The 13,741-nt window shown below is 70.0% G+C and carries 13 protein-coding genes; 11 read left to right on the top strand and 2 right to left on the bottom strand.

Annotation, left to right across the window (positions count from 1 at the left end):
* The first annotated feature begins 35 nt into the window (after positions 1-35).
* The 4 genes from E1P53_RS05190 to truB all read left to right on the top strand — a co-directional run bounded on the left by E1P53_RS05190 (position 36) and on the right by truB (position 3,984).
* Complete coding sequence (locus tag E1P53_RS05190; RefSeq protein ID WP_306302383.1) at positions 36-1,322, top strand: MATE family efflux transporter; 1,287 nt, start codon at positions 36-38, stop codon at positions 1,320-1,322.
* A gap of 124 nt (positions 1,323-1,446) precedes the next feature.
* Positions 1,447-2,430: a metallophosphoesterase family protein gene (locus tag E1P53_RS05185; protein ID WP_006899233.1), complete on the top strand. Its 984-nt coding sequence runs from the start codon at positions 1,447-1,449 to the stop codon at positions 2,428-2,430.
* Complete coding sequence (locus E1P53_RS05180; RefSeq protein WP_109237759.1) at positions 2,427-3,083, top strand: 4'-phosphopantetheinyl transferase family protein; 657 nt, start codon at positions 2,427-2,429, stop codon at positions 3,081-3,083. The genes E1P53_RS05185 and E1P53_RS05180 overlap by 4 nt, the downstream gene beginning before the upstream one ends.
* Position 3,084: 1 nt before the next feature.
* Complete coding sequence (gene truB, locus E1P53_RS05175; protein WP_006899231.1) at positions 3,085-3,984, top strand: tRNA pseudouridine(55) synthase TruB; 900 nt, start codon at positions 3,085-3,087, stop codon at positions 3,982-3,984.
* Positions 3,985-4,037: 53 nt separating this feature from the next.
* Here the strand turns inward: truB and E1P53_RS05170 are convergent, their stop codons facing one another.
* Positions 4,038-4,745: a metal-dependent transcriptional regulator gene (locus tag E1P53_RS05170; protein ID WP_006899230.1), complete on the bottom strand. Its 708-nt coding sequence runs from the start codon at positions 4,743-4,745 to the stop codon at positions 4,038-4,040.
* An 83-nt stretch (positions 4,746-4,828) separates the two neighbouring features.
* On the opposite strand from E1P53_RS05170, the gene E1P53_RS05165 reads away from it, so the two are divergent.
* The 6 genes from E1P53_RS05165 to E1P53_RS05140 all read left to right on the top strand — a co-directional run bounded on the left by E1P53_RS05165 (position 4,829) and on the right by E1P53_RS05140 (position 11,957).
* Complete coding sequence (locus tag E1P53_RS05165; RefSeq protein WP_083900189.1) at positions 4,829-5,797, top strand: bifunctional riboflavin kinase/FAD synthetase; 969 nt, start codon at positions 4,829-4,831, stop codon at positions 5,795-5,797.
* Complete coding sequence (locus E1P53_RS05160) at positions 5,794-6,441, top strand: hypothetical protein (RefSeq protein WP_157211645.1); 648 nt, start codon at positions 5,794-5,796, stop codon at positions 6,439-6,441. The genes E1P53_RS05165 and E1P53_RS05160 overlap by 4 nt, the downstream gene beginning before the upstream one ends.
* Positions 6,442-6,584: 143 nt before the next feature.
* Complete coding sequence (gene rpsO / locus E1P53_RS05155) at positions 6,585-6,854, top strand: 30S ribosomal protein S15 (RefSeq protein WP_006899227.1); 270 nt, start codon at positions 6,585-6,587, stop codon at positions 6,852-6,854.
* A 469-nt stretch (positions 6,855-7,323) separates the two neighbouring features.
* Positions 7,324-9,603, top strand: a complete 2,280-nt coding sequence (locus E1P53_RS05150) for a polyribonucleotide nucleotidyltransferase (RefSeq protein WP_040526379.1) — start codon at positions 7,324-7,326, stop codon at positions 9,601-9,603.
* 124 nt (positions 9,604-9,727) lie between these two features.
* The gene (locus E1P53_RS05145) at positions 9,728-11,194 is read left to right on the top strand and encodes a putative nucleotidyltransferase substrate binding domain-containing protein (RefSeq protein WP_131733643.1); all 1,467 of its coding nucleotides are present in this window, start codon (positions 9,728-9,730) and stop codon (positions 11,192-11,194) included.
* Between the two features lie 4 nt (positions 11,195-11,198).
* Entirely contained in the window at positions 11,199-11,957 is a 759-nt protein-coding gene (locus E1P53_RS05140; protein ID WP_131733642.1) for an NRDE family protein, read from the top strand.
* A 1-nt stretch (position 11,958) separates the two neighbouring features.
* Here the strand turns inward: E1P53_RS05140 and ald are convergent, their stop codons facing one another.
* Positions 11,959-13,074 carry an alanine dehydrogenase gene (gene ald, locus E1P53_RS05135; protein WP_006899223.1) on the bottom strand — a complete coding sequence of 372 codons (1,116 nt, stop codon included), beginning with the start codon at positions 13,072-13,074 and terminating at the stop codon, positions 11,959-11,961.
* 167 nt (positions 13,075-13,241) lie between these two features.
* On the opposite strand from ald, the gene E1P53_RS05130 reads away from it, so the two are divergent.
* Positions 13,242-13,724 carry an Lrp/AsnC family transcriptional regulator gene (locus tag E1P53_RS05130; RefSeq protein WP_131733641.1) on the top strand — a complete coding sequence of 161 codons (483 nt, stop codon included), beginning with the start codon at positions 13,242-13,244 and terminating at the stop codon, positions 13,722-13,724.
* The last annotated feature ends 17 nt before the right edge of the window (positions 13,725-13,741 follow it).

Here is a 13,741-nt window from a genome sequence, read left to right as displayed (position 1 = left end):
GGCGGATCGCGACCCTCACGGTCTCGGCGCTGGCGGTGCTCATCGCCCCGCCGCTCTATCTGCTCCTCGACCTCGCCGTCGTCGGCCGCCTCGGCGGTCGCGAACTGGCGGCGCTCGGTGTCGGCACCCTCGTGCTGTCGGTCATCAGCACGCAGCTGACCTTCCTGTCCTACGGCACCACCGCCCGGTCGGCCCGTCGCTTCGGCGCGGGGGACCGGGCGGGCGCGGTCGAGGAGGGCGTGCAGGCCAGTTGGATCGCGATGGCCGTCGGCGCGCTGCTGGTGGCGATCGCCTATCCGTCGGCGCCCGCGATCATGCGGGTGCTCGTGGGAGCGGCGTCGGAGGACTCCGCGGTGGTCGCGGCCGACGCGGCGCAGTGGTTGCGGATCGCGATGTTCGGGGTCCCGCTGATCCTGCTGTCCATGGCGGGCAACGGCTGGATGCGCGGCGTGCAGGACACCAGACGGCCGGTGATCTACGTGGTCGTCGGTCTGTCGGTCGCCGCGGTCCTGGTCGTCGGGTTGGTCCACGGTCTCGGTCCGTTCCCGCGACTCGGCCTGCCCGGCAGCGCGGTCGCGAACGTCGTCGGCCAGGGCGTCACCGGGACCTTGTTCGCGGTCCGGGTGATCCGGGAGGCGTCCGCGGAGTCGAAGGGGTATGCGCCCGATCGCTCGATCATCGTCGCCCAGCTGACCATGGCGCGCGATCTCGTCGTGCGCAGCCTGTCGTTCCAGATCTGCTTCGTCTCCGCGGCCGCGGTCGCCGCGCGCTTCGGCGTCGCGCAGGTGGCCGCACACCAGCTGGTCCTGCAGCTCTGGGAGTTCATGGCGCTGTTCCTCGACTCCCTGGCCATCGCCGCGCAGGCCCTCGTCGGCGCGGCACTCGGCGGCGGACGCCTGCGGGTCGCCGACACCGTCGCACGGCGGGTCACCGGGGTGTCGCTCGTCGCCGCCACCGCGATGGGCGCGATCTTCGCCGCCGGCGCCGGCCTCATCCCGCGGATCTTCACCTCCGACGACGCCGTGCTCGACGCCATCGGGGTGCCGTGGTGGTTCTTCGTCGGCATGCTGCCGATCGCGGGGGTGGTGTTCGCGCTCGACGGCGTGTTGCTCGGCAGCGGCGACGCGGCGTTCCTGAGGACGGCGACGCTCACCGGAGCGCTCGTCGGCTTCCTGCCGCTGATCTGGCTGTCGCTCGTCTTCGACTGGGGGCTGGCCGGCGTGTGGTCGGGTCTCGTCGTCTTCATGCTCGTCCGGCTGGCGACCGTGGTCTGGCGGATCCGCTCCGGGCGGTGGCGGCAGGCGGGCGCGGAACGGAAGTGACCGGGTCCGATCGCGTCCGATCCGATCTGTTCTGATGTGATCCGGCTGCCGGCCCACCCGGCCCGCAGCGTCACCGACGGCCCCCGACGGAAGTGTTCTGCCGCCTCTGGCACGATGGATCCTCGTGGCAACTTTGTGGGCGATCAGCGATCTGCACGTCGCCCATCGGGGCAACGAGCACATCATCGACCAGATCCGGCCGACGTCGTCGGACGACTGGCTCATCGTGGCCGGGGACGTCGCCGAACGCACCGACGACATCATCGACACCCTGCGGCGCCTGCGCACCCGCTTCCGCACGGTGATCTGGGTCCCGGGCAATCACGAGCTGTACACGACGGCCAAGGACCCGCTGCAGCTGTTCGGGGTGGCCCGCTACGACTACCTGGTCCAGGCCTGCCGCGACATCGGCGTGGTGACACCGGAGGACATCTACCCGCTGTTCGATCCGGGCGACGGCCGCGACCCGGTTCGCGTCGTACCGATGTTCCTGCTCTACGACTACACCTTCCGTCCCGCGGGGACCTTCGACAAGCTCACCGCACTCGCGCTCGCGCGGGACCGGAACGTGGTGGCGACCGACGAGTTCCTGCTGTCGCCGGAGCCCTACCCGACGCGCGACGTCTGGGGACGGGCCCGCATCGAGCTCACGCGGCGTCGTCTCGAGGCGCTCGACCCCGCCGAGAAGAAGGTCCTGATCAACCACTGGCCGCTGCGCCGGGAACCGTGCGATGCGCTCATCTACCCGGAGTTCGCGCTGTGGTGCGGCAGCGAGCTGACCGCCGACTGGCACACCGAGTTCAACGCGGAGTGCTGCGTGTACGGGCACCTGCACATCCCGCGGACCACCTGGTACGACGGCGTCCGCTTCGAGGAGGTCTCGGTCGGCTATCCGCGCGAGTGGAAGCGCCGCGGACTGCCGAAGCCCCTGATGCGCAGCATCGTGCCGGGGGACGGCCTCGGCGAGAAAGATCTTCCCGAACACGGCGTCCGGTTCGAGCTGCCGCCGGACTACGCCGAGCGCGCCGCGGAGTTCCGCGAGCGGGTGGAGCAGCGACTGGCCGAGCGGAAACGACGCGAGACCGAACGACGAAAGGACCAGATGTGATCGAGAAACTCCTCCCGCCCGGGGTCGCCTCGGCGGAGGCGTTCGACGATCCGCCGGGTCTGCAGCCGTTGCCGGCCGAACAGGCCCTGATCGGGCGAGCGGTGGAGAAGCGGCGCCGCGAGTTCGTCACGGTGCGCCATTGTGCGCGCGAGGCCCTCGCGCGAATCGGCTTCGACCCCGTCCCGATCCTCAAGGGGGAGAAGGGGGAACCGACGTGGCCGGCGGGTGTCGTCGGCAGCCTCACGCACTGCGACGGCTACCGGGCCGCCGTCGTCGCCCACGCGATGGGGGTGCGGTCCCTCGGCATCGACGCCGAACCCCACGACACCCTGCCCGACGGCGTGCTCGAGCACACCAGCCTGCCCGAGGAGCGCGACGTGCTCGCGACCCGGCCGGCCGGGTTGCACTGGGACCGGCTGCTGTTCTGCGCCAAGGAGGCCACCTACAAGGCGTGGTTCCCGATCACCCGGCGCTGGCTGGGGTTCGAGGACGCCCACATCACGTTCGAGCAGACCGCGCCCGCCGCCGGGACCTTCACCTCGCGGATCCTCATCGACCCCAAGGCATCCGACGGCGGGACGCCGGTGCTCGAGTTCCGCGGTCGCTGGCTCGTCGAGTGCGACCTCATCGTCACCTCGATCGCGGTGGTCTGACATGGCGGACGAATCCATCGAGAAGGCCGGCCTGCTCATCGTCGACAAGGACGCCGGGATCACCAGCCACGACGTCGTCTCCCGCTGCCGGAAGATCTTCAACACCCGCCGGGTGGGTCACGCCGGCACCCTCGACCCGATGGCCACCGGCGTGCTCGTCATCGGGATCGAAAGGGCCACAAAACTTCTCGGCCTGTTGTCGCTGACCACCAAGTCCTATACGGCGACCATCCGGCTCGGCGCCTCCACGACCACCGACGACCGGGAAGGGGAGACCCTGACCACCGCGGACGCCTCCGGCGTCACCGACGAGCAGATCGCCGACGGCGTCGCCGCGCTCACCGGCGACATCGAACAGGTCCCGGCGAAGGTCTCCGCGATCAAGGTCGACGGCCGACGCGCCCACGCCCTCGCCCGCACCGGCGCCGAGTTCGACCTGAAACCGCGCCCGGTGACGGTGTCGCGGTTCGACGTGCTCGACACCCGCCGCGAGGGGGAGTTCGTGGATCTCGATGTGGCGGTGGATTGTTCGTCCGGGACCTACATCCGCTCGCTGGCCCGCGACCTGGGTGCGGCCCTCGGCGTCGGCGGCCACCTCAACGCGCTGCGACGCACCGCCGTCGGCCCCTTCACGCTCGAGCACGCGCGCACCCTCGACGAGGTGCGCGAGGATGGCGAGCTCAGCCTCGGCATCGACGAGGCGGCCAAGATCTCGTTCCCGCGCCGCGACATCAGCGACGACGAGGCCGAATCCATCAGCCAGGGACGCTGGCTCACCCCGATCGGGATGAAGGGCATCTACGTCGTCGTCGACCCGCACGAGCGGGCGATCGCGCTGGTGCAGGAAAAGGGCAAGCGCGCCAGTTCGGTGATGGTGGTGCGGCCGGCGACGCTGCGCTGAGTGATGACGGCGCTGCGCTGAGCGATGACGGCGCTGGGCTGAGCGATGACGGCTCAGTCCCGCGGCGCGGCGTCGCTGGGCACGACGAAGATCGCACGGGCGGCGATGTCGCCGAGGTCGATCGGCGCGGAGTCGTCGAGCGAGACCGAGATGGTGCCGGCGAACGGGCGCTTCTCGGCGACCGTCACGACGCGGTCGAGGGCGACGCCCACCTCGTCGAAGTAGCGCAGCATCTCCGGGTCGGTGTCGGAGATGCGGGCGATGCAGCCCGACGCCCCGACCTCGAGCTCGGAGAGCAGCGCCGCGTCGGGGGTGGGGATCGTACCGTCGAGAGCGGGGATGGGGTCACCGTGCGGATCCCGGTCGGGGAAGCCCAGTTTGGCGTCGAGACGCGCCAGGAAACGGTCGGAGACCGCGTGCTCGAGGATCTCCGCCTCGTCGTGCACCTCGTCCCACCGATAGCCGAGTTCGCGGACGAGGAAGGTCTCGAGGAGCCGATGGCGCCGGACCATGAGGATCGCGGCCTGCCGTCCGTCGTCGGTGAGTGTCACCGCCCCGTACGGCTCATGGGAGACCAGGCCCTGGTCGGCGAGCTTGCGGATGGCCTCGGATGCCGTCGACGCCGATACGCCGAGGGACTGGGCCAGCAGCTTGGTGGTGACCTTGACGTCCTCCCACTCCTGGCTGGTCCAGATGACCTTCAGATAGTCCTGGGTGACCTGTGACAGCTCGGTCACCGGACGGTCTGATCGCCATGGCATGGATAGAGCTTAGCGTCACCTTCGTCGTGTTCTGGCGTGTGCCGGTGGTGGTTCGGGATCGGCGCTGCCCGTAGTCTGGTCGCGTGTTGCGATGGCGAGGTCTGGATGACATCCCCGCGGACTGGGGACGATGTGTGGTGACCATCGGTGTCTTCGACGGTGTGCACCGGGGGCATGCCGAACTGATCCGCGCCGCGACGGCGGCCGCCGAGAAGTACGGCGTCCCCTCGGTGCTGATGACCTTCGATCCGCACCCGTCGGAGGTCGTGCGGCCGGGAACGCATCCGCCGCAACTGACCACGCTGACCCGGCGTGCGGAGCTGGCCGAGGAACTCGGGATCGACGTCTTCTGCGTCATGCCCTTCACGCCCGAACTCGCGAAGCTCTCGCCGCAGGAGTTCGCCCACGACATCCTCGTCGAGCAGCTGCACGCCGCCGACGTCGTGGTGGGCGACAACTTCACGTTCGGTCGCAAGGCGGCCGGCGACGTCGGCAAGCTCACCGAACTCGGTGCGCGGTTCGGCTTCGAGGTGCAGGCGGTCTCGCTGTTCGGCGAGCATGCCGTGACCTACTCGTCGACCTACATCCGCTCGTGCGTCGCCGCCGGCGACATGGATCTCGCCGCGGAGGCGCTCGGACGGCCCCACCGGGTCGAGGGCGTCGTGGTGCGCGGTGACGGCCGCGGCCGCGACCTCGGTTTCCCGACCGCCAACGTCGCGCCGCCGATGTACGCCGCCATCCCCGCCGACGGCGTGTACGCCGCCTGGTTCACGATCCTCGGGGCCGGACCGGCCGTCGGCGAGGTCGAGCCGGGGCAGCGGTACCAGGCCGCGGTGTCGGTCGGCACCAACCCGACCTTCTCCGGGCGCACCCGCACCGTCGAGGCCTTCGTGCTCGACAAGAACGCCGACCTCTACGGCCAGCACGTCGCCGTCGACTTCGTGCACCGCATCCGCGGCATGGTGCAGTTCGACGGCATCGACGCGCTCGTCGAGGCCATGCACGACGACGTGGCCAAGACCCGGGAGATCCTCGCGGCGGCGGAGAAGTGAGCGCCGGAGAGGTGAGCCCCGCCGCATCGGGCGGGGGACAGGTCACCGCGCGCGCCGGAGCCCTGGCCTGCGTCCTGATGGGGTTCATCGTCATCGCGGCGAGCTTCATGCACTGGGTGCACGCCGGGCACGGGATCGACGCGAACGGCTTCGGTTTCGTCAACCGCCGCTACGCCGAGCTGACCGGGCTGCAGCTGACCCTCGGCTGGTTCACCACCGCGCTCGGGCTGCTGATCATCGTCGGCGGGCTGGCCGCCCTGTACGCGGTGGTGCGGCAGGGCAGCAGCCCTCGCCCCGGGTTCACGCTGGTGACCGGTGCGGGTGTCGCGGCGGTGGTGATCGCCGGTGCGATTCCCGTGCGTCCGGTGGGACTCACGCTTCCGCTCGGGAGTCTGGGGGCGACCTCGGCGGCCGGCGACCTCGGAGATCCCGTGGTCGGGATCTTCGTCCTGCTCGCGGCGGCGTTGACGTCGGTCGTGATCGGCCTCGTCGGCGTCTCCCTCGGCGCGCGGGACGCCGTCGCACAGCGGTGGCTCGCCGTCGCCATCGCGGCCGGCGCGGTCGTGGGCGTCCTCGCCGTGGCGCTCGTCTGGTGGTGGCTCGGACGCGGTGCGCTGGACGTGGGGGTTCTGGTCCCCGCCTGACCGGGTTCGGCCGGCCGGCGCACCGGGCCGGATTTGGGTCGGGCGCACTGCGGCAGGTAGCCTGATCAGTCGGTGTTGCTGCGGTCCGCGGCGGCACACCGGGAGTCTTTTCGAACGCGGCACTGAGAATCAGGAGCATCTCCATGGCATTGACTGCCGAGCAGAAGAAGGAAATCCTCGCCGAGTACGGTCTGCACGAGACCGACACCGGCTCGCCGGAGGCCCAGGTCGCCCTGCTGACCAAGCGCATCGTCGACCTCACCGAGCACCTGAAGCAGCACAAGCACGACCACCACAGCCGTCGCGGCCTGCTGCTGCTAGTCGGTCGTCGTCGCCGCCTGCTCAAGTACGTCGCCAAGAAGGACATCAACCGCTACCGTTCGCTCATCGAGCGCCTCGGTCTGCGTCGCTGATCTCCTCGCGACACGCGAACCTCGAACCGGCCATCTCCCGACGCGGGAGGTGGCCGGTTCGCTTGTTTTGAGGTATTGACGGCGCGCGATGATAGGCTGACGAGTGGATCGTTGCCGTGAACTCCAAGGCAGCGCGTGACGACGAGCCAGATCGGTCCTCGGTAGTGGCCGCCGGAACCCCGAAGGTTCCGGCCGCTTCGATCGAAGGCCGTCTGAGCACTCACCCGGCGCGAACACGTCGCGCCATTCACCCGCTGCCGTGCATTTCTCGGCGCGTTCCGGGTCGGTCTCGATCCGCGCGTGCGCTCGTACCACGGCAAAGGGCCGGTTGGGGCACCGCCTCGACTGGCGTCGTATCCGCGCACCTCGCGAAGACCACCCGCAACCGCACACGCGGCCATGTCCGCATGGGCCGCATATGAACAACGGCCGCCCGCACGGCAGCCGCTACGAAGGGATTCCACCCCACATGACAGATGTGAACACCTCCGAAGACTTCGCCGAGGACTTCGACGACGCCATCACCGAGGCGACGGCGATCATCGACAACGGCAGCTTCGGCACCCGCACGATCCGGTTCGAGACCGGACGCCTGGCCCTGCAGGCGGCGGGCTCGGTCACCGCATACCTCGACGACGAGAACATGCTGCTGTCGACCACCACCGCCAGCAAGCACCCGAAGGAGCAGTTCGACTTCTTCCCGCTGACCGTGGACGTCGAGGAGCGGATGTACGCCGCCGGCCGCATCCCCGGCTCGTTCTTCCGCCGCGAGGGTCGCCCGTCGACCGACGCGATCCTCACCTGCCGCCTCATCGACCGTCCGCTGCGCCCGTCCTTCGTCGACGGCCTCCGCAACGAGATCCAGGTCGTCGTGACCGTGCTGTCGCTCAACCCGAACGACCTGTACGACGTGCTGGCCATCAACGCCGCCTCGGCGTCGACCCAGCTCGCAGGCCTGCCGTTCTCGGGTCCGGTCGGCGGCGTGCGCGTCGCGCTCATCCCGACCGAGGAGAACAAGGCCGGCCAGTGGGTCGCGTTCCCGACCGTCGAGCAGCTCGAGGGCGCCGTGTTCGACATGGTCGTCGCCGGCCGCATCGTCAGCGGTGAGGGCGACAACGCCGACGTCGCGATCATGATGGTCGAGGCCGAGGCCACCGAGAACGTCATCGACCTCATCGCCGGCGGCGCGCAGGCGCCGACCGAGGCCATCGTCGCCGAGGGCCTCGAGGCCGCCAAGCCGTTCATCGCCCGCCTCTGCGAGGCACAGAAGTCGCTGGCCGCCGCCGCGGCCAAGGAGACCGGCGAGTTCCCGCTGTACCCGGCCTACCAGGACGACGTCTACGAGGCCGTCGCCGCCGCCGCGACCGAGCGCCTGTCGGAGATCCTGACCATCGCCGGCAAGCAGGAGCGCGACGACAAGACCGACGAGCTCAAGGCCGACATCCTCGAGCAGCTCGCCGACAAGTTCGAGGGCCGCGAGAAGGAGATCGGCGGCGCCTACCGCGCGCTGACCAAGAAGCTCGTCCGCCAGCGCATCCTCACCGACCACTTCCGCATCGACGGCCGCGGCATCACCGACATCCGTGCGCTGTCGGCCGAGGTCTCGGTGGTCCCGCGTGCCCACGGCAGCGCACTGTTCGAGCGCGGCGAGACCCAGATCCTGGGCATCACCACGCTGGACATGATCAAGATGGCGCAGCAGATCGACTCCCTCGGCCCGGAGACGAGCAAGCGCTACATGCACCACTACAACTTCCCGCCGTACTCGACCGGTGAGACCGGCCGCGTCGGTTCGCCGAAGCGTCGCGAGATCGGCCACGGCGCGCTCGCCGAGCGTGCCCTCGTGCCGGTGCTGCCGAGCGTCGACGAGTTCCCGTACGCCATCCGTCAGGTCTCGGAGGCCCTGGGCTCCAACGGCTCGACCTCGATGGGCTCGGTCTGCGCGTCGACCCTGTCGCTGCTCAACGCCGGTGTGCCGCTGCGCGCCCCGGTCGCCGGCATCGCGATGGGCCTGGTGTCCGACACCGTCGACGGCGAGACCCGCTACGTGGCGCTGACCGACATCCTCGGTGCCGAGGACGCCTTCGGCGACATGGACTTCAAGGTCGCCGGCACCAAGGACTTCGTGACCGCCCTGCAGCTCGACACCAAGCTCGACGGCATCCCGTCGCAGGTGCTCGCGGGTGCGCTCAGCCAGGCCAAGGATGCCCGGCTGACCATCCTCGACGTCATGGCCGAGGCCATCGACGAGCCCGACGAGATGAGCCCCTACGCTCCGCGGATCACCACCATCAAGATCCCGATGGACAAGATCGGCGAGCTGATCGGCCCCAAGGGCAAGACGATCAACGGCATCACCGAGGAGACCGGCGCCAACATCTCCATCGAGGACGACGGCACCGTGTTCGTCGGCGCCTCGGACGGCGAGTCGGCGCAGGCCGCGATCGACAAGATCAACGCCATCGCCAACCCGCAGCTGCCGAAGGTCGGCGAGCGGTTCCTCGGCACGGTCGTCAAGACCACCGCGTTCGGCGCGTTCGTCTCGCTGCTGCCGGGTCGCGACGGCCTGGTCCACATCTCCAAGCTCGGCAAGGGCAAGCGCGTGAACAAGGTGGAGGACGTCGTGAACGTCGGCTCCAAGCTCCGCGTGGAGATCGCCGACATCGACGAGCGCGGCAAGATCAGCCTCGTCCCGGTCGACGACGCCGACAAGGCCGAGAAGAGCGAGGCGGCTGCCGCCGACGCCTGATCGGCGCAGCCGATCCGCTGATCGGTGAAGACAACCGACGGGGCCCGTCGTCCATCACGGACGACGGGCCCCGTTCTCTCTGCCCGCGCAAGGACCGGTCGCCTCGCCTCTAAGATCTGCAGGGATGAACGGTCCGGAAGACCAGCTGACGGTCGCGCACCGGCGCGACGCGTCGGGTACGCCCGCGTCCCGGACGGTCGCGGACCTGTTGCGGACGGCGCCGGTGATCGGCCGCGCCGAGATGACGGTGCGCCAGGCCGCGGCCCTGATGACCGAGCGCGGCCAGGACTACGTCGTCATCCCGCTTGCCGAGGGGCGCCACGGACTGGTCACCGACGCCGACATCCGGGCGCGGGTCGTCGCCGCGGGACGCGGTGCCGACACCCCGGTCGGCGAGATCGTCGACGGCCCGGCCCTCGTCATCGACCATCGGACCTCGACGGTGGACGCCCTGACCGAACTCCTCGACCGCGGCCTGCGGGTGATCCCGGTGTGCGACGAGACGGGGCGGGTTCTCGGCGTGATCGGGGCGGGGGACTTCGTCGCCGATCCAGCGGGCGCGAGCATGCCGCTGCGCGAACAGATCTCGCGGTCGCGCAGTGTCGCCGAACTGCAGTCGCATGCGCGGCGCATCCCGCAGCTCGTCGCCGATCTGGTGCGGCGGGACCGGCCCGCCCACGAGGTCACCCGCGTCACCTCCCTCATCGTCGACGCCGTCGTGCAGCGTGGCCTCGCGCTCGTCGTCGACTCGCGTCCCGGCGTGGACCCGGCGTCGTACACGTGGTTGTCGTTGGGCAGCAACGCTCGTCGCGAACCGGTGCTCAGCTCCGACGTCGACTCCGCGGTGGTCTTCGACGACGCGCTGGACCCCGCCTCGCACACCGCATACCGGGAAGCGTTCGCGGAGCTCGACGAGGTGCTGCGCGGTGCCGGGATCGCCGTCGACGCCAACGGCGCGGTGGCGTCGAAGACCCTGTTCTCCCGCAGCCGTTCGGCGTGGCGGACCGCCATCCGCGGGTGGGTCGACGAGCCGTTGGAGAACAAGGGGATGATCTTCACGTCGCTGATCCTGGACGGGAGGGCGTTGCGCACCGCAGGAACCGAGCACGTACCCGGGGACGAGATGATCGCCGCGCTGCGGGCAGACCCGCGCACGATGCGGCTGCTCCTCGAGGAGTCGCTGGCGACCCGGGCCCGACTCCGCACGGTGCGGGACGTGCTGACCGGGCGCGCCGGGACCTTCGATCTGAAGTCGCACGCACTGACCCCGCTGGTCAACATCGCGCGATGGGCGGCACTCAGCGTCGACAGCACCGAGGTGAACACCCGTGCCCGGCTGAGAGCGGCGTCGGGGAGCCCGATGCTGTCCGACGACGACGCGACCACGTTGCTGGAGGTCTTCGACGTCCTGCAGCGCATGCGCCTGCGCTACCAGGTCGCCCGGTTCGATCGCGGCGAGGCGCCGACCGACGTCGTCGAGATGAAGCGACTGTCGCCGCTGGACCGGAGCCTGGTGGGGCAGGCGGTGCGCGAGATCGCCGGGGTGCAGCGGAGAATGGCGAACATGAGCCAGTACCAGGTGAATCGATGACCCCATGTGCCTGATCCTGTTCGCGTGGAACGCGCATCCCGACCACCGGCTGATCGTCGCGGCCAACCGCGACGAATACCGCCGCCGACGCACCTACGCGCTGTCGCGGTGGAAGGACCTGCCGATCATCGCCGGTCGCGACGCGCAGGCCGGCGGCACCTGGATGGGGGTGTCGGCCGAGGTCCCCGGTCGCGTGGCGATGGTGACCAACGTGCGCGTCGGCCCGCCGCAGCGCGTGGGCGTCCGGTCGCGCGGACAGCTGCCGGTGGACTACCTGACCTCCGTCGAGGCGCCCAAGGCGTTCGCCGAGCGCGTCGTCGACGAGGCCGCCGACTACGACCCGGTGAACCTGCTCGTCGGCGACACCGACGACCTGTACTGGGTGACCAACCGGCCGCAGCCGCACGCCGAGCGGGTGTCCGACGGGGTGCACGGGGTGTCCAACGGGTCCCTCGACAACGACTGGCCGAAGGTCGTCGACGGCGTCGCCGCACTACGGGATCTGATCGCCGCGGATGCCTCCGACGAGGACTACTTCGCGATGCTCGCCGACCACGACCGCGCACCCGCCGAGCGGCTCCCGGACACGGGTGTCGGGGCGGACCTCGAGTCCGCGCTGTCGGCGAAGTTCATCGACATCCCCGGCTACGGAACCCGGGCGTCGACGATCCTGCGCATCGGTCACGACGGCCACGGCGAGATCGTCGAACGCCGATACGGCTGGCGCGGCAAGCAGCGCGGCACCAGCCGCATCGAGTTCTAGATCAGTTGTGGGGGAACGGGTTCTCGGAGACCGGTAGATCGAGCGCGGCTCCGACCTCCGCGGTGAACAGCTCGCCGCGGTGGGTGCTCAGTCCGGCGGCGAGCGCGGGGTCGGCGGCGCACGCGGACTCCCAGCCGGCGTCGGCCAGTCGCAGCACGTAGGGCAGTGTCGCGCCGGTGAGCGCCTGGGTGGACGTGCGTGCGACGGTGCCGGGCATGTTCGCCACGCAGTAGAAGGTGCTGTGGTGCACGGTGAACGTCGGGTCGTCGTGCGTGGTGGGTCGGGAGTCCTCGAAGCAGCCGCCCTGGTCGATCGCGATGTCGACGAGCACCGAGCCCGGCTTCATCTCGGCCACAAGGCCGTTGGGGACGAGCACCGGTGCCTTCGCCCCCGGCACGAGGACCGCGCCGATCACGAGGTCGGCCCTGCGGATCGCCTCGTCGAGCGCGAGCGATGTGCTGTAGCGGGTGTGGACGCGGCCGCCGAACCGCGCGTCGACGGCGCGGAGCTTGGCGATGTCGAGGTCGAAGACGGTGACCTGCGCGCCCATGCCCACCGCGATCGTCGCGGCGTTCACGCCGCTGACGCCGCCGCCGATGACGACGACCTCGGCGGGCTCGGTGCCGGGCACCCCGCCCATCAGCACGCCGCGACCACCGGCCGAGCGCATCAGGTGGTAGGCGCCGACCTGGGGAGCGAGGCGGCCGGCGACCTCCGACATCGGCGCGAGGAGGGGGAGTGCGCCGTCGGCGGTGCGGACGAGTTCGTAGGCGATGGACGTCGTGCCCGACCGCAGCAGCGCCTCGGTGCAGTCCTTGCCCGCAGCGAGGTGGAGGTAGGTGAAGACCGTCTGACCCTCGTGCATCAGGTCGAACTCCGCCGCGATCGGCTCCTTCACCTTCAGCAGCAGCTCGGCCTGTTCCCAGACCTCGGCGGCGGTGCCGAGGATCTGGGCGCCGGCGGCCTTGTAGTCGTTGTCGGAGATGGCCGAGCCCTCGCCGGCGCCGGCCTGGATGATCACCTCGTGGCCGCGACGGTGCAGTTCGGTCACGCCGGCCGGGGTGATGGCGACGCGGTACTCGTTGTTCTTGATCTCGGTGGGGATGCCGACGCGCATGGTGTGCTCCCGTCGTGTGGCGTACTGCTGACGGTTGGCCTCGTTGCTGAAGCTTGTTCCGGTTATCTGGGTCCAGGGTGAAGGAACATCGGAAACCTCACAATGAGAGTGACGAATACTCTCTACGCTGGCGGTATCGCGAAGATCGTTCCATCGAGGAGGTCGCTGTGCCAGCCACGCCGAAGGATGTTCGGCCCACTGATCTCGACGACACGGATCGCGAGATCCTCAAACTCCTGCAGGCCGACGCCCGCATCCCCAACAGCGAGCTGGCGCAGCGCGTCGGGATCGCCCCGTCGACCTGTCACGGGCGCATGCGCAGACTCGTCGACCTCGGCGTGATCCGCGGATTCTTCGCCGACGTCGACCCGGTGGCGGTCGGGCGTCCGTTGCGCGCGATGGTCGCGGTGAGTCTGCAGGCCGACGCCCGCGGCCGGATCCGGCGGTTTGTCGGCGAGATCGCGGCCTACGACGAGGTGATCGACGTGTTCTTCCTCGCCGGGGCCGACGACTACATGCTGCACGTCGCCACCGCCGACACCGAGGCGCTGCGGCAGTTCGTCGAACGCCTCAACTCCCGCCCCGAGGTCGCCGGCACCACCACGTCGCTCGTCTTCGAGCATCGACGCGGCGATGCGCCGATCTATTAGCAGCGCAACGAGGCGGT

The sequence above is a fragment of the Gordonia paraffinivorans genome, from assembly GCF_900683595.1.
Taxonomy (GTDB): Bacteria; Actinomycetota; Actinomycetes; order Mycobacteriales; family Mycobacteriaceae; genus Gordonia; species Gordonia paraffinivorans.
Note: the sequence above shows the minus strand (reverse complement) of the source record. Positions and strands in the feature narration are given on the sequence as shown.

Coding starts and splice junctions, on each gene's coding strand:
- truB (WP_006899231.1), top strand. CDS start 3,085: ATGGCGGACGAATCCATCGAGAAGGCCGGCCTGCTCATCGTCGACAAG.
- E1P53_RS05170 (WP_006899230.1), bottom strand. CDS start 4,745: ATGCCATGGCGATCAGACCGTCCGGTGACCGAGCTGTCACAGGTCACC.
- rpsO (WP_006899227.1), top strand. CDS start 6,585: ATGGCATTGACTGCCGAGCAGAAGAAGGAAATCCTCGCCGAGTACGGT.
- E1P53_RS05150 (WP_040526379.1), top strand. CDS start 7,324: ATGACAGATGTGAACACCTCCGAAGACTTCGCCGAGGACTTCGACGAC.
- E1P53_RS05145 (WP_131733643.1), top strand. CDS start 9,728: ATGAACGGTCCGGAAGACCAGCTGACGGTCGCGCACCGGCGCGACGCG.
- E1P53_RS05140 (WP_131733642.1), top strand. CDS start 11,199: ATGTGCCTGATCCTGTTCGCGTGGAACGCGCATCCCGACCACCGGCTG.
- ald (WP_006899223.1), bottom strand. CDS start 13,074: ATGCGCGTCGGCATCCCCACCGAGATCAAGAACAACGAGTACCGCGTC.